Origin of the sequence: Paraburkholderia sp. BCC1885 (assembly GCF_900996235.1) — a bacterium.
Lineage (GTDB): Bacteria > Pseudomonadota > Gammaproteobacteria > Burkholderiales > Burkholderiaceae > Paraburkholderia.
Genome location: NZ_CAAJGM010000088.1, coordinates 1 through 22,931, shown reverse-complemented (window position 1 = coordinate 22,931; position 22,931 = coordinate 1). Strand labels below are relative to the sequence as shown.

Annotated in this window: 21 protein-coding genes and 1 pseudogene; 9 read left to right on the top strand and 13 right to left on the bottom strand. The window is 61.8% G+C overall.

Going from position 1 to position 22,931, the window contains the following annotated elements; genetic code table 11:
- Nucleotides 1-6: 6 nt before the first annotated feature.
- The 3 genes and pseudogenes from FQ755_RS06985 to FQ755_RS06975 form a co-directional block, all read right to left on the bottom strand.
- Nucleotides 7-633 carry a TetR/AcrR family transcriptional regulator gene (locus FQ755_RS06985; RefSeq protein ID WP_144152499.1) on the bottom strand — a complete coding sequence of 209 codons (627 nt, stop codon included), beginning with the start codon at nucleotides 631-633 and terminating at the stop codon, nucleotides 7-9.
- Between the two features lie 232 nt (nucleotides 634-865).
- Nucleotides 866-1,447, bottom strand: a pseudogene (locus tag FQ755_RS06980) (acyl-homoserine-lactone synthase); the annotation flags it as partial.
- A 754-nt stretch (nucleotides 1,448-2,201) separates the two neighbouring features.
- Complete coding sequence (locus FQ755_RS06975) at nucleotides 2,202-2,651, bottom strand: DUF4902 domain-containing protein (RefSeq protein WP_144152497.1); 450 nt, start codon at nucleotides 2,649-2,651, stop codon at nucleotides 2,202-2,204.
- Nucleotides 2,652-2,718: 67 nt separating this feature from the next.
- Between FQ755_RS06975 and FQ755_RS06970 the strand changes: the two genes are divergently transcribed.
- The 5 genes from FQ755_RS06970 (at nucleotide 2,719) to FQ755_RS06950 (ending at nucleotide 6,015) form a co-directional block, all read left to right on the top strand.
- Nucleotides 2,719-3,429, top strand: a complete 711-nt coding sequence (locus FQ755_RS06970; RefSeq protein WP_144152495.1) for an autoinducer binding domain-containing protein — start codon at nucleotides 2,719-2,721, stop codon at nucleotides 3,427-3,429.
- A gap of 114 nt (nucleotides 3,430-3,543) precedes the next feature.
- Nucleotides 3,544-3,933: a hypothetical protein gene (locus FQ755_RS06965; protein ID WP_144152493.1), complete on the top strand. Its 390-nt coding sequence runs from the start codon at nucleotides 3,544-3,546 to the stop codon at nucleotides 3,931-3,933.
- A 35-nt stretch (nucleotides 3,934-3,968) separates the two neighbouring features.
- Nucleotides 3,969-4,562, top strand: coding sequence for a cytochrome b/b6 domain-containing protein (locus tag FQ755_RS06960; protein WP_144152491.1), 594 nt, complete (start codon nucleotides 3,969-3,971; stop codon nucleotides 4,560-4,562).
- 2 nt (nucleotides 4,563-4,564) lie between these two features.
- A complete protein-coding gene (locus FQ755_RS06955; protein WP_144152489.1) occupies nucleotides 4,565-5,356 on the top strand; it encodes a molybdopterin-dependent oxidoreductase in 792 nt (263 codons plus the stop codon).
- Between the two features lie 44 nt (nucleotides 5,357-5,400).
- Complete coding sequence (locus tag FQ755_RS06950) at nucleotides 5,401-6,015, top strand: hypothetical protein (RefSeq protein WP_144152487.1); 615 nt, start codon at nucleotides 5,401-5,403, stop codon at nucleotides 6,013-6,015.
- A gap of 134 nt (nucleotides 6,016-6,149) precedes the next feature.
- Here the strand turns inward: FQ755_RS06950 and FQ755_RS06945 are convergent, their stop codons facing one another.
- Entirely contained in the window at nucleotides 6,150-6,575 is a 426-nt protein-coding gene (locus FQ755_RS06945; RefSeq protein WP_144152485.1) for an OsmC family protein, read from the bottom strand.
- A 310-nt stretch (nucleotides 6,576-6,885) separates the two neighbouring features.
- On the opposite strand from FQ755_RS06945, the gene FQ755_RS06940 reads away from it, so the two are divergent.
- Nucleotides 6,886-7,923, top strand: a complete 1,038-nt coding sequence (locus tag FQ755_RS06940) for a GSU2403 family nucleotidyltransferase fold protein (protein ID WP_144152483.1) — start codon at nucleotides 6,886-6,888, stop codon at nucleotides 7,921-7,923.
- Between the two features lie 7 nt (nucleotides 7,924-7,930).
- Here the strand turns inward: FQ755_RS06940 and FQ755_RS06935 are convergent, their stop codons facing one another.
- The 6 genes from FQ755_RS06935 to gltA all read right to left on the bottom strand — a co-directional run bounded on the left by FQ755_RS06935 (nucleotide 7,931) and on the right by gltA (nucleotide 16,006).
- Nucleotides 7,931-8,509, bottom strand: coding sequence for a carboxymuconolactone decarboxylase family protein (locus FQ755_RS06935; protein WP_144152481.1), 579 nt, complete (start codon nucleotides 8,507-8,509; stop codon nucleotides 7,931-7,933).
- A 35-nt stretch (nucleotides 8,510-8,544) separates the two neighbouring features.
- Nucleotides 8,545-9,891 carry an aspartate aminotransferase family protein gene (locus FQ755_RS06930; protein ID WP_144152479.1) on the bottom strand — a complete coding sequence of 449 codons (1,347 nt, stop codon included), beginning with the start codon at nucleotides 9,889-9,891 and terminating at the stop codon, nucleotides 8,545-8,547.
- Nucleotides 9,892-9,937: 46 nt separating this feature from the next.
- Entirely contained in the window at nucleotides 9,938-10,972 is a 1,035-nt protein-coding gene (locus FQ755_RS06925; protein WP_144152477.1) for a C45 family autoproteolytic acyltransferase/hydolase, read from the bottom strand.
- A 216-nt stretch (nucleotides 10,973-11,188) separates the two neighbouring features.
- Nucleotides 11,189-12,049: a MurR/RpiR family transcriptional regulator gene (locus FQ755_RS06920; protein WP_144152475.1), complete on the bottom strand. Its 861-nt coding sequence runs from the start codon at nucleotides 12,047-12,049 to the stop codon at nucleotides 11,189-11,191.
- A gap of 65 nt (nucleotides 12,050-12,114) precedes the next feature.
- Nucleotides 12,115-14,394 (bottom strand): amylo-alpha-1,6-glucosidase, encoded by a 2,280-nt coding sequence (locus tag FQ755_RS06915; protein ID WP_144152473.1) that lies wholly within the window; start codon nucleotides 14,392-14,394, stop codon nucleotides 12,115-12,117.
- A gap of 310 nt (nucleotides 14,395-14,704) precedes the next feature.
- Nucleotides 14,705-16,006, bottom strand: coding sequence for a citrate synthase (gene gltA / locus FQ755_RS06910; protein WP_144152471.1), 1,302 nt, complete (start codon nucleotides 16,004-16,006; stop codon nucleotides 14,705-14,707).
- A gap of 480 nt (nucleotides 16,007-16,486) precedes the next feature.
- Between gltA and FQ755_RS06905 the strand changes: the two genes are divergently transcribed.
- The gene (locus tag FQ755_RS06905; protein ID WP_144152469.1) at nucleotides 16,487-16,888 is read left to right on the top strand and encodes a hypothetical protein; all 402 of its coding nucleotides are present in this window, start codon (nucleotides 16,487-16,489) and stop codon (nucleotides 16,886-16,888) included.
- A gap of 163 nt (nucleotides 16,889-17,051) precedes the next feature.
- Here FQ755_RS06905 and FQ755_RS06900 read toward each other — a convergent pair whose 3' ends face one another.
- From FQ755_RS06900 to FQ755_RS06890, 3 genes are all read right to left on the bottom strand, one after another.
- Entirely contained in the window at nucleotides 17,052-17,849 is a 798-nt protein-coding gene (locus FQ755_RS06900; protein WP_144152700.1) for an alpha/beta fold hydrolase, read from the bottom strand.
- 114 nt (nucleotides 17,850-17,963) lie between these two features.
- Nucleotides 17,964-19,016 carry a rod shape-determining protein gene (locus FQ755_RS06895; protein WP_144152467.1) on the bottom strand — a complete coding sequence of 351 codons (1,053 nt, stop codon included), beginning with the start codon at nucleotides 19,014-19,016 and terminating at the stop codon, nucleotides 17,964-17,966.
- Between the two features lie 179 nt (nucleotides 19,017-19,195).
- On the bottom strand, nucleotides 19,196-19,879 hold the full coding sequence (locus FQ755_RS06890; RefSeq protein ID WP_144152465.1) for an alpha/beta hydrolase: 684 nt from the start codon (nucleotides 19,877-19,879) through the stop codon (nucleotides 19,196-19,198).
- Between the two features lie 354 nt (nucleotides 19,880-20,233).
- On the opposite strand from FQ755_RS06890, the gene FQ755_RS06885 reads away from it, so the two are divergent.
- Together FQ755_RS06885 and FQ755_RS06880 are read left to right on the top strand one after the other, a co-directional pair.
- On the top strand, nucleotides 20,234-21,808 hold the full coding sequence (locus tag FQ755_RS06885; protein ID WP_144152463.1) for a DHA2 family efflux MFS transporter permease subunit: 1,575 nt from the start codon (nucleotides 20,234-20,236) through the stop codon (nucleotides 21,806-21,808).
- A gap of 30 nt (nucleotides 21,809-21,838) precedes the next feature.
- Nucleotides 21,839-22,753, top strand: coding sequence for a glutaminase (locus FQ755_RS06880; protein WP_144152461.1), 915 nt, complete (start codon nucleotides 21,839-21,841; stop codon nucleotides 22,751-22,753).
- Nucleotides 22,754-22,931 lie beyond the last annotated feature (178 nt).

Genomic DNA, 22,931 nt, shown 5'->3' with positions numbered 1-22,931 from the left:
CAAAAATTAGACGAGCGCGCGCATCGCCATATCGACGATAGCGGTCAGTTCGCTTTCCGTGCGGTCGACCCGGCCGAGTACGCGCAATCCCTGAATAATGCACAGCAGGAAATTGCTGACGGCTTTTTCGTCGAGAGTCGAACTGAAGGCGCCGCTTGCCTGGCCGCGAATCACCGCGGCGGCCAGCAGCGTCGCCATGCGGCGCTGGATGGCGGCGACACGTTCGCGCAGCGCCGCGTCGTCGGACTGCATTTCCAGCGTGATGTTGGTGATCAGGCAACTGCGCTGGGTGGATAGCGCGGAGGCCGCCTTGGCGTAATGCAGGATGGCGTGACGCAGCGCCTCGGCGGGCGGCAGCGGCGCGTTCAGACGTTCCGCGAGGCGCGCGATCGAGCCGTCCGCGTAATGATCGAGCGCGGCCAGCATGATGCCGTGCTTGTCGCCGAAAACGCCGTACAGACTGCCGCGCAGCAGGCCGGTAGCCTTGCACAGGTCGTCGATCGAGGTGGCGTGATAGCCATGGCGCCAGAACACCTCGCTCGCGTGCGTGAGCACCGTGGACGTGTCAAATTCGCGCGGACGCCCTCGGGCGCTCGTGCTGCGGGGTTTCTTCAGGGTCGCGGGCTGGCTCATGGAGACTGATATTATGACTGAATGGTCAATAAATCAAGTCTCGTGCGACCGGGCCGCGCGATTGACCTTGCACCCGCTGGCTTCATCAACGTGAACCCAGCAGATGCAAGCTATTTACTCAGCAGGTAGCAATAGCACGCTCCGCTACATCCACCTCGGGCTGCGCCGCGTAGATCGGTTCAGCCGAGCGCTGATTCGACACGCTTCGCACCCGGCGCGTCTCAAGCGCAAGGTCAATACCGAGAGCCGCGAGCGTTTGACTGTCGATATCGATCCAGCAGGCCACCACCATTCTGCCGTCGATGCTTTGCGCCGGCCCCGCCCGGTGCGCATGCACGCCGATGCGCCGGAATAGCCGCTCCATGCTCAGATAAGTCACGCCGATGATCTGCTTCGCGCCCAACCGTGCGGCGCAGCGCACCACCGAAGCCAGCATTGGCCGAAAGAACCAGGTGAGATTGCCGCCCTCGGGTTGCTCGCCGGCAGTCGGGCTTGCAGCGAAGCGGGACAACTCCCAGACCTTGGACGATTCCGGCGCCGGCATGCCTTCAGCAAGCAGAAACGGAAACAGGTCCTTCAGCAGATAAGGCTGTGTGGTCGGCAAAAGTCTCGCGCAGCCGCAAATCGAGCCGTCCTCGTCTTCTCCAACCACATACACCGTATCGTCGCGGTCGTACTGGTCGCGCTCGAATTCGTCATCGGCCATCGGCAGGCGCCAGCCCAACTGTTTGACGAATACCTCGTGCCGATACTGCGCGAGCGCGTTACCGACATCGGCAGGCAGCCGTCCGTCGTCGTGAATGAAAGTCCGCATCATGCACCCTTGGTCGCTTTTTATCGAGCGAATTAGAGCGCGCACAGCGTTGTGGAGTAACTGATAGATTTGACAGGGCGTCATGACATTTTTTTTCGTCTGTTGATATCAAATTGACGCTAAACAGACATCTTTTCTTTTGATTAGTCGAATCCACCTATCTAATCCGTCCGGACCCTATTGATGCCCGCCAGCCTTGACTTCCGGCACCCTTCCCGGCATCCGGAAATTTACCTACCCGGTCAAATAAACTTAATCGTCCAAATTAATAGCTATCCTAACTTTGTAAAATTGATCGACAATTAGTCCGATTTATTTTTATATCGTCTTAGTTAGCACTGCATAGGTGCAATCCAATTTCGCAAGAGAGCCCAGGACAAAGCAAAAGCATGGCGCGGCTCGTCACATTGCGCGCCTTGCGCTCGGGATTCGGAAGTGTGCCGACTTCAGTCCTCAACATAGGTTCAGGAACTGGGCATCGCTGGGTGTCGGAGAACCGCGTGCCGACCGGCCCGGACTGGACTTATCCGTGCCGCCGCGCGAGCGCGCCCGCACGGCCGCGCGCCTTTAATCCGGCGCAATCAATCTCAAATTAGTTACGCAGTAACTGCCAGATTTGACAGGGTTTTATGACAATATATTTTCATTCGCTGATATATCACATCTTAAGGTCAATTTGCGATTGCAAAGCGAACACCTTTTGCTTATAAATGGGCCGGAAGATGTTTGATACGCCCGCGTCACGCCGCACCACTTACTGTCGTCGAAAAGAGGAAAGCGTGTGATGCCGGCCTCTCAAGACATGTGCCACATTGGCCGCAACCGGGTGTGACCAGTTCAGATGCATCAGCCGGTGTACGAGCGCCCTTGCGGAGCAATCCATTCCGAGGTCGGTACCTGAGCGATCAACACCCATGAGATTGCTTCTCACGTCGCCCCAGGCAATCAGAAACGCGCCTGACGTGGCGTCTATATACCAATCCCAGCCAACCGATACCTGCGGGGTCAATGGAGGAATTACACCTTGCCACTCTGTATAACCGGCATCGAGTGCGTCAATGGCATCGGCGCGCAAATCCGCCAGCAGGCCTTCATCGATGCCGGAGGAGACATGGGCCAACGTCAACCGGGTCAACATGAACTCGGGAACGCGAACGTAGCCGTCAGGCAACGAGCAATGGGAAAACAGCGGAGAGTGTGTCATCGGCCTGTACCTTTGGTTATTACCGGACGGGCGTGGTTCGACATAAGGCAATTAATTCGGGGGCGCAATGGAATTGTACTTTCAGGATGCTTATCGGCAGGTTTCCGCTGCGAAAGACGAGTATGAGCTATTCAAGCAAATAACGTCTTTCACGGAACGTCTTGGATTCGAATATTGCTGTTACGGAATTCGCATGCCGTTGCCAGTCTCGAAGCCGGCGGTCAGGATTTTCGACACGTACCCGCGTGGGTGGATGGACCACTATCGCGCCAACGATTTTCTCGATATCGACCCTATTGTTCGGGCCGGCATGCGCCGTTCGGATCTGCTGGTCTGGCCGCATACGATGACCGATGAAGCGCCGCGCCTGTGGTCCGATGCACGCGACTTCGGCATCAAGATCGGGGTGGCGCATTCGAGCTGGACCGTGCACGGTACATTCGGACTCCTGACAATGTCGCGCAACGCGGACACGCTGGCGTCCAGCGAGGTGGAAGATCTGCAGTTGTCTGCAAACTGGCTCGCGAATCTTTGTCATATGCGCATGGGGCAGTTCCTTCAGGCCAAGCTCGCACCCGAAACGAACATCATTTTGACCGCACGTGAACGGGAAGTGCTGCGCTGGACTGGCGAGGGAAAGACCTCTTATGAAATCGGCAAGATCCTCAGCATCTCCGAGCGAACCGTCAATTTTCATGTCAACAACGTGTTGTCGAAGCTGGCCGCGACGAACAAGGTGCAAGCGGTCGTCAAAGCCATCGCCACCGGACTGATCTAGTCGCGCGCGGTCTATTTATAATGCGCTTGCCCCGAAGCACCTAGCTGTGAGGTCTGACAGCTTGCGGAATTCGTTTTGCATTTGCGCTCGCGCAGGAACGAACGCGAAAGAAAAATGATGCAGGCGATTTCGAAGTATTATTGGCGCACTTGCTGTTTGCCAATAAACCTTCACAGCATCCGCCGAAGGCAAATTGAAAGCATACGGCGCCGTACCCTCTCTCAGGTTCTGGCGGCCCTCGGAATAGCCAGAACTTTTCACGCCAGCGCAAGCTGGCGTTTTTTTTGCCTGTCGCAATGGCTGTGCTTGCCTCACGCCCATCCTGAACATTCTGTAATAAATCATTTTTCAGTCGCGGCGGAATATCGCCGCCAACCCGGTGTTAGCCCCTGTGATGCCGTATTGCGCAAGGCGCGCGCATGGCCGTTCGCATCGCTGCCGGTGCGTAAAACGGGGCGTGGCGACGCTTTGGCTGAAACACGCAGCATGAAACACGCAGCATGAGCACCGCCTGAATAGCCACCAACGATGAGATCGCTTTGAGTCACACCACGATTCAACCCGTCTGGGTCCGCATCACACACTGGATCAACGCGCTTGCGGTGGTCCTGATGGTGATGAGCGGCTGGCAGGTCTACGATGCCTCGCCCATCTTTCCGGCCCTGCAGTTTCCGCCCGCCATCACCCTGGGCGGCTGGCTGGGCGGCGCGCTGTTATGGCATTTCGCGGTGATGTGGCTGCTGGTGGCGAATTTCGCCGTCTACCTCGGGCTCAACCTGGCTTCCGGACGCCTGCGCCGCAAGCTGCTGCCGCTCAGCATCAAATCGCTCGCCACCGACACGCTCGCGGCCCTACGCGGCCGTCTCACCCACGGCGACCTGAGCCGCTACAACGCGATCCAGAAGCTGGCCTACCTGGTCGTGATCGTCGATATCGTGCTGCTCGTGCTGTCCGGCCTCGCCGTATGGAAATCGGTGCAGTTTCCGTTGCTGCGCACCTTGATGGGCGGATATGACAACGCTCGCGTCGTGCATTTCGTCTGCATGAGCGTGATCGTGGCCTTCTTCGCCGTGCACGTCGTGATGGTCGCCCTGGTGCCGCGCTCCCTGCTTCTGATGATCCGGGGACGCTAGCCATGTCGATTCGCAAACGCAACGGCGAAGCCGGCGGCGCCCTGTCGTCGCAGGCCGAATCCATCATCAAGGACGCCCACAAGGAATTGAAAAATCCCGCGCGGCGCCTGCTCGGCAAGCGGATTCTGTCGCTCGGCGGCCTCGCCATGCTGTCGGGCTGCGATCTGAGCAACGACAAATCGGTCAACACCATGCTGCGCCGGATCTCGTTCTTCAACGACGACGTGCAGGCCCTGCTGTTCGACCCGAACCACATGGCGCCCACTTACCCCGAGTCGATGATCACGCGGCCGTTTCCGTTCAACGCGTTCTACGACATCGACGACGTGCCAGACGTCGACGCCGCCACCTACCGTCTGCAGGTAGGCGGTCTTGCGAAAGGCAAACGGGTCTGGACGCTCGACGAACTGCACGCGCTGCCGCAGCAGGATCAGATCACCCGGCATATCTGCATCGAAGGATGGAGCGCGATCGGCCGCTGGGGCGGCGTGCGTTTTGCCGATTTCCTGCGCCGCTCGGGCGCGGACACGACCGCGCGCTTCGTCTCCCTGCACTGCGCCGACAACTACTGGACGAGCATCGACATGCCCACTGCGCTGCACGCGCAGACGCTTCTCACGCTGACTTACGACGGCCAGATCCTGCCGCCCAAGTACGGCTTTCCGATGAAACTGCGCATGCCCACCAAGCTCGGCTACAAGAATCCGAAACATATCGTCGCGATTACCGTGACGAACGACTACCCAGGTGGTTACTGGGAAAACCAGGGCTACAACTGGTTTGGCGGTTCCTGAGCGGCATCCCCATTTTTAATGTCACAACACTGCACGGAGGTTCCATGTCTATCCGCCTGAAACTCGGCGTTACGCTTGCTGCGCTCGCTTTTGCGGGCGTCGCGCTCGCCCAGACGCCTGCTGTCAAACCCGCGCGCATTCGCGGCGAAATCGTCTCGCTCAACGGCGACGTGCTGCAAGTACATCGCCGCAGCGGCGATACGGTCTCGATCAACGTCGCGCCGACGGTCGGCATCTCGGCGGTCAAGGCCATGCAACTGGCTGACATCAAGCAGGGCTCGTTCATCGGCACGGCCGCTACCACCGGTACCGACGGCAAGCTGACCGCCACCGAAGTAGTGGTGTTCCCCGAAGCGGCGCGCGGCACCGGTGAAGGCCACTATGCGTGGGACCTGGGCCCGAACAGCTCGATGACCAATGCCAACGTCGACACAGTCGTCGAAGGCACGAGCGGCCGCGACCTGAAGCTGTCGTACAAGGGTGGCAATAACGTGGTGACGGTCCCGCCGAATGTGCCTATCGTGACTTTCGTCCCCGCTGCCCGCACCGACCTGATCGCCGGCAAGAAGGTGTTCGTGGTAGCCACGCCTGCGGCGCAGGGCGCTTATACGGCGCAACGCGTCGTGGTCGAAAAGGATGGCGTCGCGCCGCCGATGTAAGCGCCGCGAAGTTTGCTGTCTAAAAGAATGGCCCGGAGCATTTCCGGGCCATTTTTGTTGGCGCGTCAGGCGACGCTCATGACTTCTTGCCGCCGCAGCGCTGCGTGATTCAGATGGCGCTCAGGTTTCGACGATCAGGTTTCGAGCGTCGCATCCATGGTGATGGTGGCTTTCAGCACCTTCGAAACCGGGCAACCCGCCTTGGCATCCGCCGTGGCTTTTTCGAACGCGGCCCGATCGCCGCCGGGAATTTTCACCTTGACGTCCAGATGAACCGCGGTGATGGCGAAACCACCGTCGGCCTTGTCGAGCGTCAGGGTTGCCGTGGTGCCGATGCGTTCGGGCTTGATGCCCGCCTTACCCAATTCCGCCGACAGCGCCATGGAGAAACACCCGGCATGAGCCGCCGCGATCAGCTCTTCCGGATTGGTGCCGATGCCGTCTTCGAAACGCGTCGCAAACGAATACTGGGTGTCCTTCAAAACCCCGCTATCAGTAGAAATGGTGCCCTTTCCGTCCTGCAGGCCGCCTTGCCAGACCGCTGATGCCTTGCGCTTCATCGTTCTCTCTCCATATGTGCCCTGCCGGTGCTGCCGTGCATTCGATCATGACGCCTGCCGCAACGGCCCAGCCCTGGATGCTTGCGGCATTGGCGTCGATCGAGCGTGCCACGCAGCGCGACAGGCGCGGGCGTAGACCGGCTTTCATGATAGGCGCTTCCTGGAGATGGCGTCGGCCATTGTCCGGCGGGCGTGCCACTCGAAGCTCCTTGCGCCGCTTATACCTCACAATTAAATATTAAGGTATAAATTTGACCGTCACGGTCTTATACCCTACCATTCAATTTCAAGGTATAAGGACCACCGCGCCATGGCCGATTTCCACAACGATGCCCTTCAGACGCTGTACGCCTCGGTCACCGAGCGCGCCGCCACGCAGGCGTGCGTGCCGCTGCATTCGCCCGGATCCGCCGCGCAGAAAACGGTCGACGGCAAAACGTACACTTACTGGCGGGTCTATCTGGCGTCGGGAAAACACAAGGAAACTTCGCTCGGGCGCAGCGGAGAAGCGCCTACGGAGGCGGCGCTCGAAGCGAAACTGCTCGAAAGCGCGGAGATGCGCGCGCTGGGCGCGGATGTCCAGGTGCTGCGCAAAGCCGGCTTCGCGGCCGCCGACAATTCTTCGGCGCTCACCATCGCCACCCTCTTCAACGCAGGGATTTTCGGGCATGGCGGCGTGCTGGTCGGCTCCCACGCGTTTGGCTCGTTGCTGAACAGTCTCGGCGTGCGGTTATCGGCGAATTACCGGACCGAAGACATCGACATAGGCAGCGCGGGCACCATTTCCGTCGCGATTCCCGAAGAGCGCAGCTTCCTCGACATCCTGCGCGAGAGCAGCCTGCCCTTTCTCGAAGTGCCTGAACTGGATTCGCGCCGGCCCGCCACGTCATTCAAGGCGCGCGGGCAACCGCTCAAGGTGGACCTACTCGTGCCGGGCACCGACGCATACGAGACCCGCGCGTTACCGCACCTGCGCGCGCATGCAACGGGGCTGCCGTATTTCCGCTACCTGGTGACGAATCCCGCGCACGGCTTTGTGCTCGGCAAGGAACACGCCATTCCGGTGATGCTGCCGGACCCGGCGAGATTTGCGCTCCACAAGCTGATCGTCAGCACGCTGCGCACGGCCTCGCACGCTTTAAAGGCGGATAAGGACCGCCGCCAGGCCGCCGTGTTGATCGATGCGCTGGTCGAGCGGTTTCCGGAATGGCTGACGGCCGCGGCTGACGAACTTGAGGAGTCTGCCCGTCCGCGCGTGGCAACGGCCGCGGCCCGTGCGCTGACGCTTGCGCCCGGCCTGGCGGAGCGGGCGCAGGATTTTCTGGCGGATCTGGCCGCGGCGGGTTAGGCCCGTCTCACTGCGCAAACGGCAGCGTCACCTGGCCTTGCGCCCGCATGTCGAACACATTCAACGTCATGGCGACGAGCGCGTAATAGCCGAGCAAGCCAACCAGATTGATGGTGACTTCATGCCCGAAACGCGCGACGGTCGCGGCATAGGTTGCATCGGACACGCGCTTCGTGTCATAGAGTTCATTGGCGAAAGCGTGGATCAACGCATCGTCCGCATCGGCGAAAGACGGCGGCTGCCCGAGACGGATCGCCTCCGCGTCAACCGCCCTGACACCGGCTTCGAGCGCGATTGGATAGTGGATGTACCACTCGGCTTGCGCCTGCCAGCGCGCCGCCGTCACCAGAATCGCCAGTTCCGACAGGCGCAGCGGCAAGCCCGTCCGGTAGCGGCAAAACGCTCCCAGCCGCTGCGCCTGTTGCGCAAGCTCCGGACTGTGAATCCAGCCCAGAAACGGACCGTTCAGGTTGCCGCGCGGGCCGGAGAGGATTTCCTCCAGCACGGCTTTCTGTTCGGGCGTGGCATTCGAAGCGTCGAAAATGGGCAAACGAGGTGGTGAATGAGGTGGCAAATAGTCAGTCATCTGAACTCTCGCAATTAATCAGGTATCCGACACGATTACGCCGCCACGCACACGCCGACGGCATGCAGCGCGCCGTCGATCGAATCGGTGAGACGGCTGACAATATTATCGATATCCCGTGCCGTGCAGATAAACGGTGGCGCGAGCAATACATGGTCGCCGCTCTTGCCGTCCACCGTTCCGCCCATCGGATAGACCATCAGTCCGCGCGCAAACGCCTCGCGCCGGATTGCGGCGTGCAGCTTGAGATTCGCCTCGAACGGCGCCTTGGTCACACGATCCCGCACCAACTCGACACCAACGAACAAGCCGCGCCCGCGCACATCGCCAATATACGGATGCTGCGCATAATGCTCACGAAGTTGCGTGCGCAACTGTTCGCCGCGCGCCCGCACATTGTCCAGCAGCCTGTCTTCGGCAATCACGCGCTGCACTTCAAGCGCCGCGGCGCAAGCCGTTGCATGGCCGATATACGTGTGACCATGCTGAAAAAAACCCGAGCCGCCGACGATCGTGTCGTAAATGCGCTGACTGACCAGCGTCGCGCCAATCGGCTGATACCCGGCGCCCAGCCCCTTCGCGATGGTCAGCAGATCAGGCACGACGCCATCTTCTTCGCACGCATACAGATAGCCGGTGCGGCCCATCCCCGACATGATCTCGTCGAGAATCAGCAGGACTCCATATCGATCGCAAACCGCGCGGATCTTGCGGAAATACTCGCGCACCGGCGGCACCGCGCCAGCGGTGGCGCCCACCACCGTCTCCGCCACAAATGCAGCCACGGTCCCGGCGCCCAGCTCGAGGATTTTCTGTTCGAGCTCGTCCGCCAGTCGTTGCGCAAAGGCCTCCTCGGTTTCATCGGCACGCTGCTCGCGATACGCGTAGCACGGGCTGACATGATGGGCCTCAATCAGGATCGGCAGGAACGGCTCGCGGCGCCATGCATTGCCGCCAATCGCCAGCGCACCCAGGGTGTTGCCGTGATAGCTCTGACGACGCGCAATGAAGTGACGGCGCTGCGGCTCACCCTTCTCCACGAAATACTGGCGCGCCAGCTTCAACGCCGCCTCGATCGCCTCCGAGCCGCCCGAGACGAAATATACGTGTTCGAGGCCCCGCGGCGCGCTCGCTACCAAGCGGTCGGCGAGTTCTTCGGCCGCCTGGGTCGTGAAGAACGAGGTGTGTGCATATGGCAATTGCTGCGCCTGACGCTTGATTGCGTCGATCACGCGCTGGTTGCTGTGGCCGAGACACGAAACCGCGGCGCCGCCGGATGCATCGATATAGCGCTTGCCGGCGGCATCGATAATCTCGATGCCTTCGCCCGCTACGGCGACGGGCAGTGTCTGCTTCGGGGTCCGGTGAAATACGGTCGACATACGTTTCCTTAACGTGTTCGTGGGATCGCAGTTACAAGGTGGCGTCTCAATGCGCCGTGCGGGGAATGAAAGTGTCGAAGGCGCAATGCTCGCGGCGATAGACCTGCATTGCCACACCGTCGGCTTCGAGACGAAATAGTGCTGTGGCCAAGGTGTTTTCGTCGTCGGGGTCGTGCGGGTCGTCACGGAAAATCGGCAGACCGGTGGTCGCCTGGTCTCGCAGCACGCGTAGCAGCGTGTCGTCTCCAAGAGGACTGCGAAGCGTCGGCAACAGTGCATCGACGCGGGATTGGCGATCGCGCGACGATTCGGTCACGATTTGCGCTTCGTTTTCGCAGCCCGCGTGAATCATATGATTCGCATGACCGAAGCGTGACGCATCGACAACAACCGAGCAGCGCTGCACGCTGGCTTCGATGCTCAGCAGGCGGGCGTCGCCGACGCAACCGAGCGTGTGATGAAAGCCGCTCGCGCGCGGAGCATCGCTTAACAAGCTGACGGCTTCGTCGAGCGATCGGGTGTCGAGCACGGCGCGCGCGAGAATCATGCGCGGCACGCCCGCAGCGGGCGAACGGATACGCAGATTGTTGATGGTTTGCACGAGGCCGGCGCGATTGGCAGCGAAGGTATGTCCTGGCAGCGACCCCGGATAATAGAAACTCACAAAGCCCGGCTTGCCAGCCGGCTGCACGTCGACCAGAAAGCATCGTTCGCGCAGATACGGATCGCCGTCTTCGTTGTGAGCGATGAAACGCGCGTTGCCTGATACTGCCGCCAGCGTCGTGCAGCCATCAGGCGCGTTATGGATCAGTTCGCCGCGGCAATTCCACAGAAACACGTCTTCCATCGGCCATCCCAGACCGGCCGCCATGCCTTCGAGTTCGGCCATGAGCGCGGGGAAATGTGCCTCGGCCGCGCGGCGCAGCGTCTCCACGAACGGATGACCCCGCCAGCGGCTCACTCGCTGCCAGGCAGCGCTTTGCTGCATATACGCGGCCATGATGGGCCGCGCCAGTTCACCGAGCCTGTATCCGATGTCATCCGGCTGGCCGGTTACCCGGAAAAGATTCCATTCCTGCATCGACGGTTACGCCTCGCTCAAAGCCCGCCATCGGTCGCGATGGCATCGATTCAACATTTCATGAGAATTTATACTCCTTCGCAACATATGTTGTCAACGAAAACGACAAAACACCGGATGACGCAAAGGTCATCGGTATGTTTGATAACGTGTTGGAAAGCGGGCTTTCAGGGAACGAGCGCCGCCGGCTCCCGAGGCGAACTCACTGCCGCCCGGTCAAGGCACATACGTGCCTTTTGCGTGCATCGACCGCTCGGCAATCTCGAGTTGCTCGATCGCGCCCGCGCCTTCGAGCGCCAGCAGATGCGCCACGAGCGATTCCGCGAGCGCGGTCGCCGCGACCAGCGAAGGAAAGAACGAGGGACTTTCGTGCGAAAAGATCAGCACCTTGTCGGCGTTCAACGCGATGGGCGCGACCGCGCTGTCCGTAATCGCGATCAGCTTGCTGCCCTTCTCCAGGGCCGCTTCGGCCACGCGCGCCGCTTCCACGGAATACGGCGCGAAGCTGATGACCACGGTGGCGCTATCGCGTGCAATGGTGCGCAACTGCATTTCCAGCGTGCCCGCTTCGCCCGTCAACAGCGACACCGACGAGCGAAACAGCCGGTAGCCATACACCAGCCCGAACGCCACCGCATAGCACGAACGGAAACCGGCCACATGCACGTGCGGCGCGCGCCGCAACAGCCGCGCCGTTTCGACGACGGAACGCGCGCTGTGTGCCGCTGTGACGTCGAGATTGTGTTGCTGCGCGATCAGCAGATCGTGGCCCAACGCGTCTTTGGCATTGGCCTTGACCAGCGAACGGGCGCGGCTCGCGAGCGGCTCCGGGCGCGTGCGCACCCGCGCTACAAACAGATTGCGCAGCTCGTTCCAGCCGGGAAAGCCAAGTTGTTGCGAGAGCCGCACCAGCGACGCAGGCTGCACCTGGGCGCGTTCGGCGACCTTGCGCATCGAGGAAACCGCGACCTCGTCGGGATGATCCAGCAGGAACGCCGCTCCCATCTGGAATTGCGGACTCAGTTCTGAGAAGCGCGCCCGGATCAGGGCGGCGAGCTGGTCGAAACTGTCGGGCATGCGGTGGACCGGGGAGTAAGTTGACAACAAATGTTACCACCCGGCACCACGCCTGCCAGCGACTTCTACAGCAACGCGACGACGCGCACGTCGCCCTGCTCGGCCGACGCCACCACCTTGCCTGCGACGCGCCGGAACGTGATGGTGACCGTGGAGTCGCCCACCCGCATGTCGCGGATTTCGAGCCAGTCGATGCCTTCGGGCAGCATCGGCTGTTCGATCAGGACCTCGCGCCGGGCGGCGTCGACGGTTACACCCAGGCACGCTTCCAGCATCATGAACGGCGAGCCCGCCGCCCAAGCCTGCGGCAAGCAGGCTACCGGGTAAGCCGTCGGCGGTTCGCCGCGGCGCCGCGGGAAGCCGCAGAACAGCTCCGGCAGCCGCATGTCGAAATTGACCGCAGCCTGGAATAGCGCCTGCAGCAGCTTCACCGCCGTCGCCTTGCCGCCGTAGCGCGCCACGCCGCGCGCGCACAACGCGTTGTCATGCGGCCAGACCGAACCATTGTGATACGCCATCGGATTAAAGCGCGCCTGGCCGGCCGCCAGCGTGCGCACGCCCCAGCCGGTGTGGAACAATGTTGACTCCAGACCGCGCACCACCGCCTCGCCACGCTCGCGCGCCGGCAAGCCGAAGGCGAGCAGATGGCCCGCATTCGAAGCCATCACGCGGCATAGTTCGCCGTGGCCGTCGAGCGCAATGCCATAAAAACCCGCCTCTTCCATCCAGTACTTCTCTTCGACGCATTCGCGGATCGCCTTGGCGCGCTTGCTGTACGCGTCGGCGTCGTCGGCGAGGCCGCGCAGCTTCGAGAAGTGCGCCATGGTGTCGAAGGCGGCGCTGGCGTAGGCCTGTACCTCGACCAGCGCGATCGGGCCGTCGGGGAAACGGCCATCGGCGTGAAAGACGGAATCGTGACTGTCCTTCCAGCCCTGATTCGCGAGGCCGCCGTCCGACTCGCGCTGATAATCAAGCAGACCGAACTGATTTTTGTCGCATACGCCCGAAACCCAGCCCGCCGCGCGCTGCAGCGCCGGCCACAGTTCGTCGATCAGGCTCACGTCACCGGTGCGCGCCACGTAAGCGCCGGCCAGCACGATAAACAACGGCGTGCTGTCGACCCCGCCGTAATAGAGCGCGAACGGCACTTCGCCAGTGGCGGCCATTTCGCTCTTGCGCATTTCATGCATGATCTTGCCGACCGCCGCGTCGCGGAACGCCGAATTTTCGAGCGCCTGATGCTTGGCGAGAAAACGCAGCACACCCTTTGCGAGCGCCGGTTGCAGCCATAAGGTCTGCAACGAGGTCACCAGCGCGTCGCGGCCAAAGGGGGTCGAAAACCATGGGATGCCGGCGTAGGGATACGGGCCGGTATCCAGATCGGTGGTGAGCAGTCCGAGATCGGCCAGCGAACGATCGATCCACGCATTAAACAGCGGATTGCTCGATCGCACGCGGGCGGTGGCACGGCGGCGGTCGCGCATCACGAGGTGGGCCTCGACCAGGGCCGCCCGCACCGCCGCGCGACCGACCCGGGGACGCTCTGCATGGATCTGCGAGACGTGCGAGCCGCTTTGCGGATGGATCGGCATGGAAACGCCGGCGCTCGCGACCGGCTTGTCGGCCTTCACCTTCACCGCGACGGCCAGATAGATCGACACGCACGCTTGCGCGGGCAATTGCACCGTGTAATCGGCGCGATTGGCAAACAGCTTGTCCGGCGTGGGCGAAAACGCGATCTGCACGTCACGCTCGACGTTATCGAGTCCCAGATAGCCGAGCAGCACTTCGCCATTCTCGACACGCGCCGCTTCGACATTGCCCTTCTTGTCGCGTCTTAACCCGCGCACCTCGAACATGTCGCGGAAGTCGCTGGCGAAAGAAATGGACAGCGGCACGACGGCATCTTTCGTGCCGTAGTTGGTCAATTCAATCGCCTCGTTGAGCGTGGTGCCCGACAGCACGCGCACGCGCTCGACGTGAATCACGCCTTCCGGTGTACTGTCGCCGCCGAGCGGCGGCAACGGACGATTGGTCAGATGCGCGGTAAATGCGGCATTGTCGCTGCTGACGCTGCCCGACAGCAGCGACGGCGCGCGGCCGCCGAAGGTCAGGCGCAGTTGCGACAGCACGCGCGTATCGTTGACGAACAGGCCGTCGTCGTGACCCGTAATGTCGCCGAGTGCGTCGTTGACAATGAAGGTATCGCCCGACTTCAGCACATACTGGCTGGCGGCGGCGACGTTGAGGTTTTCGGGTGGGATGAACGCGGTGTCAGGCTCTTGGTCTGCGCGGTCTGCACCGCCTGAGTGCGTTAGTCCGCCGAGTGCTTCTGGATCCTGCATCAGCTTGCTCCTGTGCGATGGGCTTCGTTCCGATTGTAGAGGGTCTGCGCCCGTCGAACGAACTTAACACAGGAGTGTGGTGGATTTACGCATGCGCGCCCCGTCGAAGGCGTAACAAAACGCTACGGGCACGACAGACAGCGACCACACCGGCAGGATTGGCACGCGTCATGCAGTTTTGCGCCAATAGAAAGCGGGCGCTGCTCCATGACTGAAACAGCGCCCGCTCGCTCGTGGTCGTGCCCGAACAACGCGGCCCGGACTTAGGGCTAAAGCTTAGGGCTTACGTCACCTGCATCGAACAATCAAATCAACGTTTCGCAATCGGCTTTGCCTCACGCGGCGTGTCGCCCACGAACAGTTGACGCGGACGGCCAATCTTCTGCTCCGGATCCGCAATCATTTCGTTCCACTGTGCAATCCAGCCTACCGTGCGCGCCATCGAGAAGATACACGTGAACATCGCAGTCGGGATGCCGAGCGCGCGTTGCACGATGCCCGAATAGAAATCGACATTCGGATACAGCTTGCGCGACACGAAGTATTCGTCTTCCAGCGCGATTTTTTCCAGCGCCATGGCCAGCTTGAACAGCGGGTCGTCGTGCAGGCCCAGCTCTTCCAGCACTTCGTGGCAGGTTTCGCGCATCAGCTTGGCACGCGGGTCATAGTTCTTGTAGACACGGTGACCGAAGCCCATCAGCTTCACGCCCGAGTTCTTGTCCTTCACTTGTGCGATGAACTCAGGAATGTTGTCGACCGAGCCGATCTCTTCCAGCATGTTCAGCGCCGCTTCGTTCGCGCCGCCATGTGCGGGGCCCCACAGGCAGGCGATACCCGCTGCGATACATGCAAACGGGTTCGCGCCCGACGAACCAGCCAGACGCACCGTCGAGGTCGACGCGTTCTGCTCGTGGTCAGCATGCAGGATGAGGATACGGTCGAGGGCGCGCACCAGCACGTCATTGACCTTGTACTCTTCCGCGGGATTCGCAAACATCATGTGCATGAAGTTCGCGCTATACGACAGCTCGTTCCTCGGATACACGAACGGCTGACCGACGGTGTACTTGTACGCCATCGCCACCAGCGTCGGCAGCTTGGCGATCATGCGCGCCGCCGAAATCTCACGATGCTGCGGGTTATTGATGTCGAGCGAATCGTGATAGAACGCCGACAGCGCGCCCACCGCGGCCACCAGAATCGCCATCGGATGCGCGTCGCGGCGGAAACCGCGGAAGAAGAAGTGCATCTGCTCGTGCACCATCGTGTGCTGCGTGACGCTGTCGACGAATTCCTTCTTCTGCGCCGCATTCGGCAAATCGCCCTTCAGCAGCAGATAGCAGGTTTCGAGGAAGTCGGCATTCTGCGCGAGATTGTCGATCGGGTAACCGCGATACAGCAGCTCGCCCTTGTCGCCGTCGATGTAAGTGATGGCCGAGTTGCACGCCGCCGTCGACATGAAGCCGGGGTCGTACGTGAACTTGCCGGTCTGGCCATACAGCTTACGGATGTCGATCACGTCCGGGCCAAGCGTGCCCTTGTAGATCGGCAGGTCAATGGTCTGGTCGCTGTCTGAAAACTTCAGCGTTGCGTGTGTCTTAGAGTCGTTCATCTACGCTTTCCTTTTGCTATCACATCGCACACGTGCCGGACTACGAGTGCCTTAAAAGACCAGATCGACGGCAGGGGTTCCTCTGCATGACACCGTTGTCGCTACACGGTTGAGTTCCCGCCATCCTGTCGTTGCTCGCCATGCTCCGGCTCAGGCTTGGCATTTTAAGGCTGCTGCGCCTATTAATTGCGGCGATTGATTGCAACAATGCATATCGGCCCAAGCAACACTCGTTGTAAATGACCTGTCACGAAACCTGCAACCATTGCACGGCGCGCATTATTGATCAGATAAAATCCGCCAGCCAATTGAAAGACGAAGTTGTGAACGCAACAATGTATTGCCATGGGCATGCAGCGCAAGCGCGCATCCTCTGAGATACTCGCTTCCGTGTAATGCTTCCCCTGCAAAACACATCGCTGTTTTGGCCTGCCGCTCGCGGCGGGCCTTTTTATCCCGTCAGAAGAACAGGACTATCAGATGAACGCTTCACTCGAAACGCTGTTTCCGGATCTCAACCACACCGAAGACAGCATCGTCACCGCGCTGAATCACCAGGACATCGTGGTGGCGTTATCGGCGGCACTGAAAACACAAAATGTCGCTGTGCTGCATATGCTTTATCCGCGTACCGACGCGCGCACGCACGCGAGCCTCGACGCCCTGGTCTCCAGGCTGCAAAGCCATGGCCTGCATAAGGTCGCCGGACTGGTCGCCAATGAAGCGCACTACCTGGTGTTCAAGGAGCCGGTGAAGGCATGGAAGGCGTTCCAGGAAATCCGTAACGACTCGCTCGCGATCGGCGTGCATCTGTACTATCACGGCCTCGTCGGCGAAGCAGCCGAGATCGCGCTCGATGCCGACGCGCATCGCAAGGCTTGATGTCGAACGCAAGGCATTCGCTGAACGGACATAATCTGGGCAGACCGCAGCCGCAGCGCGAATCCGTCATGCGGACGCGTGCGGCTTGCGGGTCGTAGCTTGCGGTTCGCGGTAAGTTCGCGGCACCTTCGCGGCACCTGATACCCGTACCGCGCTCCTCGAATCAGCCCTGCCCCGCCGCACCCGCGCCGCGAATAAATTCGTCGATATAGCGATTAAACGCGGCGGGGTGCGCCAGATTCATCCCATGCGATGCGCCGCGCACCGTCTCGCGCCGCGCATCCGGCAGCCACGACGCAAGCGCGGCCGCGGTGCGCCGGAACATGTCAGGGCTCTTTTCGCCATCGATCAGCAGGACCGGGCAGCGCACCTGCGCGGCCTCTTCCGACGTATAGGCCGGCAAGGGATCGCGGAACTGGCGCGCCAACGTATGGGCGTTATCGGTTGCCATCGTGCGGAACGCGGGGGTGCTGCGCGCCCAGAAACCAGGGCGGCTGACGGAGTCGACGAACAGCTGTAACCCGGCCTCCACCTCGCCTGCTTCGATCAACTTGGCCGCCCGCGCGCGCAGCGCATTCACCGTTTCCGGCAAGCGCGCAGCCGGCCTGCCGGCAATCTGCAAGGGGCCGCCCGGATCGGCCAGCGTCAGGGTGCGCACCAGCTGCCCATGACGTCGCGCGCAATGAAACGCCACGCAGCCGCCGCGCGAATGACCCACGACGTGCGCGGGACCGGCGCCGAAGCGCTCGATGAATTCGGCCACCTCGTCGGCGTGACGGCTCCAGCTAAACGGCGCGGCGGACGGTGTATCGGTCACCGGCCAGTAGTGCGTGAGGCTCACGGCAACGCATCGATAACGCGCCGCCAGCCCCTGAAGTTGCGGCTGCCAATAGCGGTAGTCGCACAACGAGCCGTGCACGAACAGCAGCAGCTCGCCCTCGCCTGCGACGACATAAGGCATGCGCAAGCCATTCGACAATTCGATAAACGATGGGGATGAAACGGAATCGGGATGAGTCACAGATAGATTCGGAGACAGCGCGGCGGGCGCCTCGCACCCACCGCATCCTGCGCGTTATTCGTAGACCAGATCGTCCAGCAGACCGGCGCCCGCCGCCGCGCCCGCGCCGCGTACCGCACAGGTGAGCGGCTCGTCGGCCACGCGCACCTCGAGACCGAGTTCGGCGGTCAGACGGCGCCCGAGGTTGGCGAGCAGCGCGCCGCCGCCGGTCAGGACGATCCCCGTGTTGGCGATGTCCGTCACCAGCTCGGCCGGGGCGCATTCCAGCGCGGTTTTCACCGCGCCGATCACCTGCCGCAGCGGACCGTCGATGGCATCGGCCATATCGTGATTGTTAAGCTCGACCGTGCGCGGCAGGCCGTCGTCGACGCTGCGGCCGGTCGCGTTCATGCGCTCCATCGGCACGTCGCGCATCGCCGAGCCGATGGTCTTTTTCACGTGCTCGGCGGTTTGCTCGCCGAGCAGCACACCGTAGACATTGCGGACATAGTTGACGATGGCCGAGTCGAACTGGTCGCCGCCGACGCGAATCGAGCCGTTATAGGCCATGCCGCCCAGCGCGATCACACCGACTTCCGTCGTGCCGCCGCCAATATCCACCACCATCGAGCCGGTCGCCGACGACACCGGCAAACCCGCCCCCACCGCCGACGCCAGCGATTCGCCGATCAGGCTGACCTTCCAGGCGCCCGCCGCCACGGCGGCTTCCTTGATGGCGCGCCGTTCGACCTGGGTGGCGCCCGCCGGCACGCAAATCGTGAACGCCGCGCGGCGGCCGAAGAACGGCCGCGGCCGCGCCATATCGACGAATTGCCGGATCATGTGCTCAGCCGCCGAAAAATTGGCGATCACGCCATGCCGCATGGGCCGCACCGTCTCGAGATTGTTGGGCGCCCGGCCGAGCAGTTGCTTGGCCTGACTGCCGACCACCGCCACACGCTTCTGACCCGCCTCGTCGTGTTTCTGGAAACACACGACAGACGGCTGGTTCAGCACGATGCCGCCGTCGTCGGTGTATATAAGGGTATTGGCCGTGCCGAGATCGACCGCCACGGTGTGACGGAACAGCCCCTTGAACAGCGAATGGTGCGGCTTCTGTCTGGCCATAGATAGGCTCTGCGTGTGTCGTTATCGCCCTTGTTGGGCGCTGCGGTGATTCCCCGTGCCGTCGTCGTATCCCACATAGAGAGGCAAAAGACCTCGTGGAGTATTTATACGGCGCGCGTGATTTTCGCGCTATTGAACCATTAACGGCAAGCAGATCAAATTCTTTAGGCCCGCCTTATTTATTTCGGCATTTTTCCGGTAATGGTTGTCCCTAATGCACGAATTAATGCGTCGCGCCCCAGCACGAGTCCCTCGGCATTAATCGTATGACCAATCCCAGGCAGTGCGAATGCACCCACGGCAAAGCCGGCATCGCTGAAGGCATGAGCCGCGCGTTCGAGTTCCACGACCGGAATAACCGGATCTTCGATGCCGTGTACGAGCGTCAACGGCGCACGCGCCTGCGTAGTAACAGGCGAGGCGAGACGTCCGGAATACGCCACGACGCCGGCAAGCGCGTCGCCGCTCGTGGCGGCGTGATGGAGCGCCATCATCGAGCCTTGCGAGAACCCCACCAGCGCAAGCCGATCGAAAGAAAGCTGCCAATATGCCAGTTCGGCTTCGAGCATGCGGCGCAGCGCGGGGTAGGCATCGGCGACGCGGCCCACCCGGTTGACCTCGTTCACATCGCGCAGACTGAACCATTGCCGGCCGCCGAAGCCGCCGTCGAAGCGCTCGCTGCCGTCGAGCGAAGCGAACGCGACGTCGGGCAGCGTGTCGCGCCAGGTATCCGCCAGCGGCACCAGGTCCTGCGCGTTGCTGCCGACGCCATGCAGCATCACCACCAGTGCGCGAGCCGGCGCATTCTGCGGCGCCTTAAGCGGCGCGAGGCGCCAACCGTGTTCGAATTGTTCCCAGGCCATGCGATTCCTCTTCCTTGCCGTTGTGGATCCGTATCTGTAACCGTTCGGTTTCTCTTGCTGACTTCCAGGTGAATGCAGGGCCTTCGCGCGACACCGCGCCGGCATGCCGTCCACAGCCGCGAGCATACGCTTTCGGCTGGTTTTTTGCCGCCTTTGCCCCGCCGGCGCGGGTGCTCCGATCACCCTCCCGCGCGAATACAGGTATGCTTTTGGCTGCCGTTCGACCTTCGCCGTGCAATCGGCCAGCCGCGCGCCTCGCCACGGCAAAGCGCCTCGAACGTCAAGACACCTGCACGCCGCCGGCCTGCGCCACGGCACGGCATCATCACCCAACACTTTGCTCCGGAGAATCGATTGAGCCAGCCCACCCCTGCGCCCGGATCGCCCCCGCCGCCACCGCCGCCGCTGAAGGGCGGCCAGCTCGTCCTCGCGACGATCGCCGTTGCGCTCGCCACCTTCATGAACGTGCTGGACACGTCGATTGCGAACGTCGCGATTCCCACCATCTCGGGCAATCTCGGCGTCTCGGTGGACGAAGGCACCTGGGTCATTACCGTGTTCGCCGCGGCCAATGCCGTCTCGATTCCGCTGACCGGCTGGCTCACGCAGCGCATCGGCCAGATCAAGCTGTTCGTCGGCGCCATTTTGATGTTCGTGCTGTCGTCATGGCTGTGCGGCATTGCGCCGACGCTGCCCATCCTGCTGGTCGCACGGGTGCTGCAGGGCGCGGTGGCCGGCCCGCTGATTCCGCTCTCGCAAGCCATTCTGCTCGGCTCGTACCCAAAGGAGAAATCGTCGACGGCGCTCGCGCTATGGGCCATGACCGCCACCGTCGGCCCGATTGCGGGACCGGCGCTGGGCGGCTGGATCACCGATAGCTATAGCTGGTCGTGGATCTTCTACATCAACATTCCGGTGGGCATTTTCGCGGCCGGCGTCACGTGGATGATCTACCGCACCCGCGAAACGCCCACCCGCAAGCCGCCTATCGACGTGGTCGGGCTCGGCCTGCTGATCACCTGGGTCGCCTCGCTGCAGGTGATGCTCGACAAGGGTAAGGACCTCGACTGGTTCTCGTCGCCGGTGATCGTCATTCTGGGCGTCACGGCGGTGATCAGTTTTGCGTTCTTCCTCGTCTGGGAACTGACCGAGGACAACCCGATCGTCGATCTGCGCCTGTTCACGCAGCGCAATTTTCTGGGCGGCACGATTGCTATTTCAGTGGCCTACGGCGTGTTCTTCGGCAACCTCGTGCTGCTGCCGCAATGGATGCAGGAGTACCTGAATTACCGCTCCGTCGACGCCGGCCTGGTCACCGCGCCGCTCGGCATCTTTGCCGTGCTGCTCGCGCCGGTGATGGGCCGGGTGCTGCCGCGCTCGGACGCGCGCGTCATCGCCACGCTGGCGTTCGTGGGCTTCGCGATTGTGTTTTATATGCGGTCCAGATATGTGATCGAGATCGATACGTGGCACCTGGTGCTGCCCACGCTGCTGCAGGGCATTCCGATGGCGCTGTTCTTCGTGCCGTTGACGGCGATCATCCTGTCCGGGCAACCACCGAACAAGATTCCGGCGGCTGCGGGCCTGTCGAATTTCGCGCGGGTGTTCTGCGGCGCGGTGGGCACCTCGATTGCCGGCAACGAGTGGAATAACCGCACCGTGCTGCATCACGCGCGGCTGACCGAGCGTGCTTCGATCGACAATCCGCTCTTCAATCAGCAAATCGATTCGACCCAGTCGCTGCTGCATCTGAACACGCAGTCCTCGCATGCGCTGTTCGACTTCACGGTCAACACGCAGGCCGCGATGATGGGCTTAAACGACATCTTCTTCATCTCGGCAATCATCTTTATCCTGATCATTCCGCTCATCTGGATTACGCGGCCGGCCAAGGGCGGCGGCGGGCCGGATGCGGCCGGGGCGCATTGAGGGCGCATTTAAAGGAGCGCCTGTCGGCACATGAACTACCAAAGCATTCTTGAGCAGATTCACCGAGATCTGCAGCCATATCTGGGAACCGGCCGCGTCGCCGACTACATTCCTGAGCTGGCGACGGTCCCGGCCGATAGCTTCGGCATGGCCATCGTCACGCCGGGCGGCGAAGTTTTCCGCATCGGCCAGGCCGATACGCGTTTTTCCATCCAGAGTATTTCCAAGCTATTCGCCTGCACCATGGCGTTCCGGTTGCTCGGCGACGATCTGTGGCAGCGCGTGGGCCGTGAGCCGTCAGGCACGCCGTTCAATTCGCTGGTGCAGCTCGAAGCGGAACGCGGCAAGCCGCGCAATCCGTTCATCAATGCCGGGGCGCTGGTCGTCACGGATGTGCTGTGCCGCCGTTTCGTGCGGGCCGAGACGGCGCTGGTGGAATTCATGCGGCGGCTGACCAGCGAGGTCACGATCGATTACGACTCGCGCGTCGCGCAGTCCGAGTTGCAGAACGCGGACCGCAACCAGGCGATGGCTCATTTCATGGCCAGCTTCGGCAATATGGAAATGCCGGTCCATGCCGTGGTCGACGCCTATTGCCGGCAATGCGCGATTTCGATGAGTTGCGTCGAACTGGCCAAGGCCGCGCTATTCCTGAGTAATGGCGGCGTCGTGCCATCGACCGGCGAGCGGATTCTCGATAGCAGTTCGACCAAGCGCTTGTCAGCGCTGATGCTGACCTGCGGCACTTATGATGCCGCGGGGGATTTTGTTTATCGGGTGGGATTGCCGGCCAAGAGCGGCGTCGGCGGTGGGATTGTCGCGGTGTTGCCGAGGGAAATGGCGGTTTGCGTGTGGTCGCCTGGCCTCGACGCGAATGGCAATTCGCTTGCCGGCGCGAAGTCGCTGGAAATGTTGACGACGCTGACCGGGATGTCGATTTTTTGATGGGGGGGGTCGGGGGAGCGGTCTTTTAGTCAATCGGGTATGTATGGCGGAGTTCGCTTAGGTTTGTTCGACGCCTGCCCTCGACCGCGAGCTCGTGGGTGACGACGGCGCGTGTGGGCAGGCGTTGAATAAACCTCGAGGAAGGAAACCGCGGAGTGGTCCGATGCGGCCAGCGTCT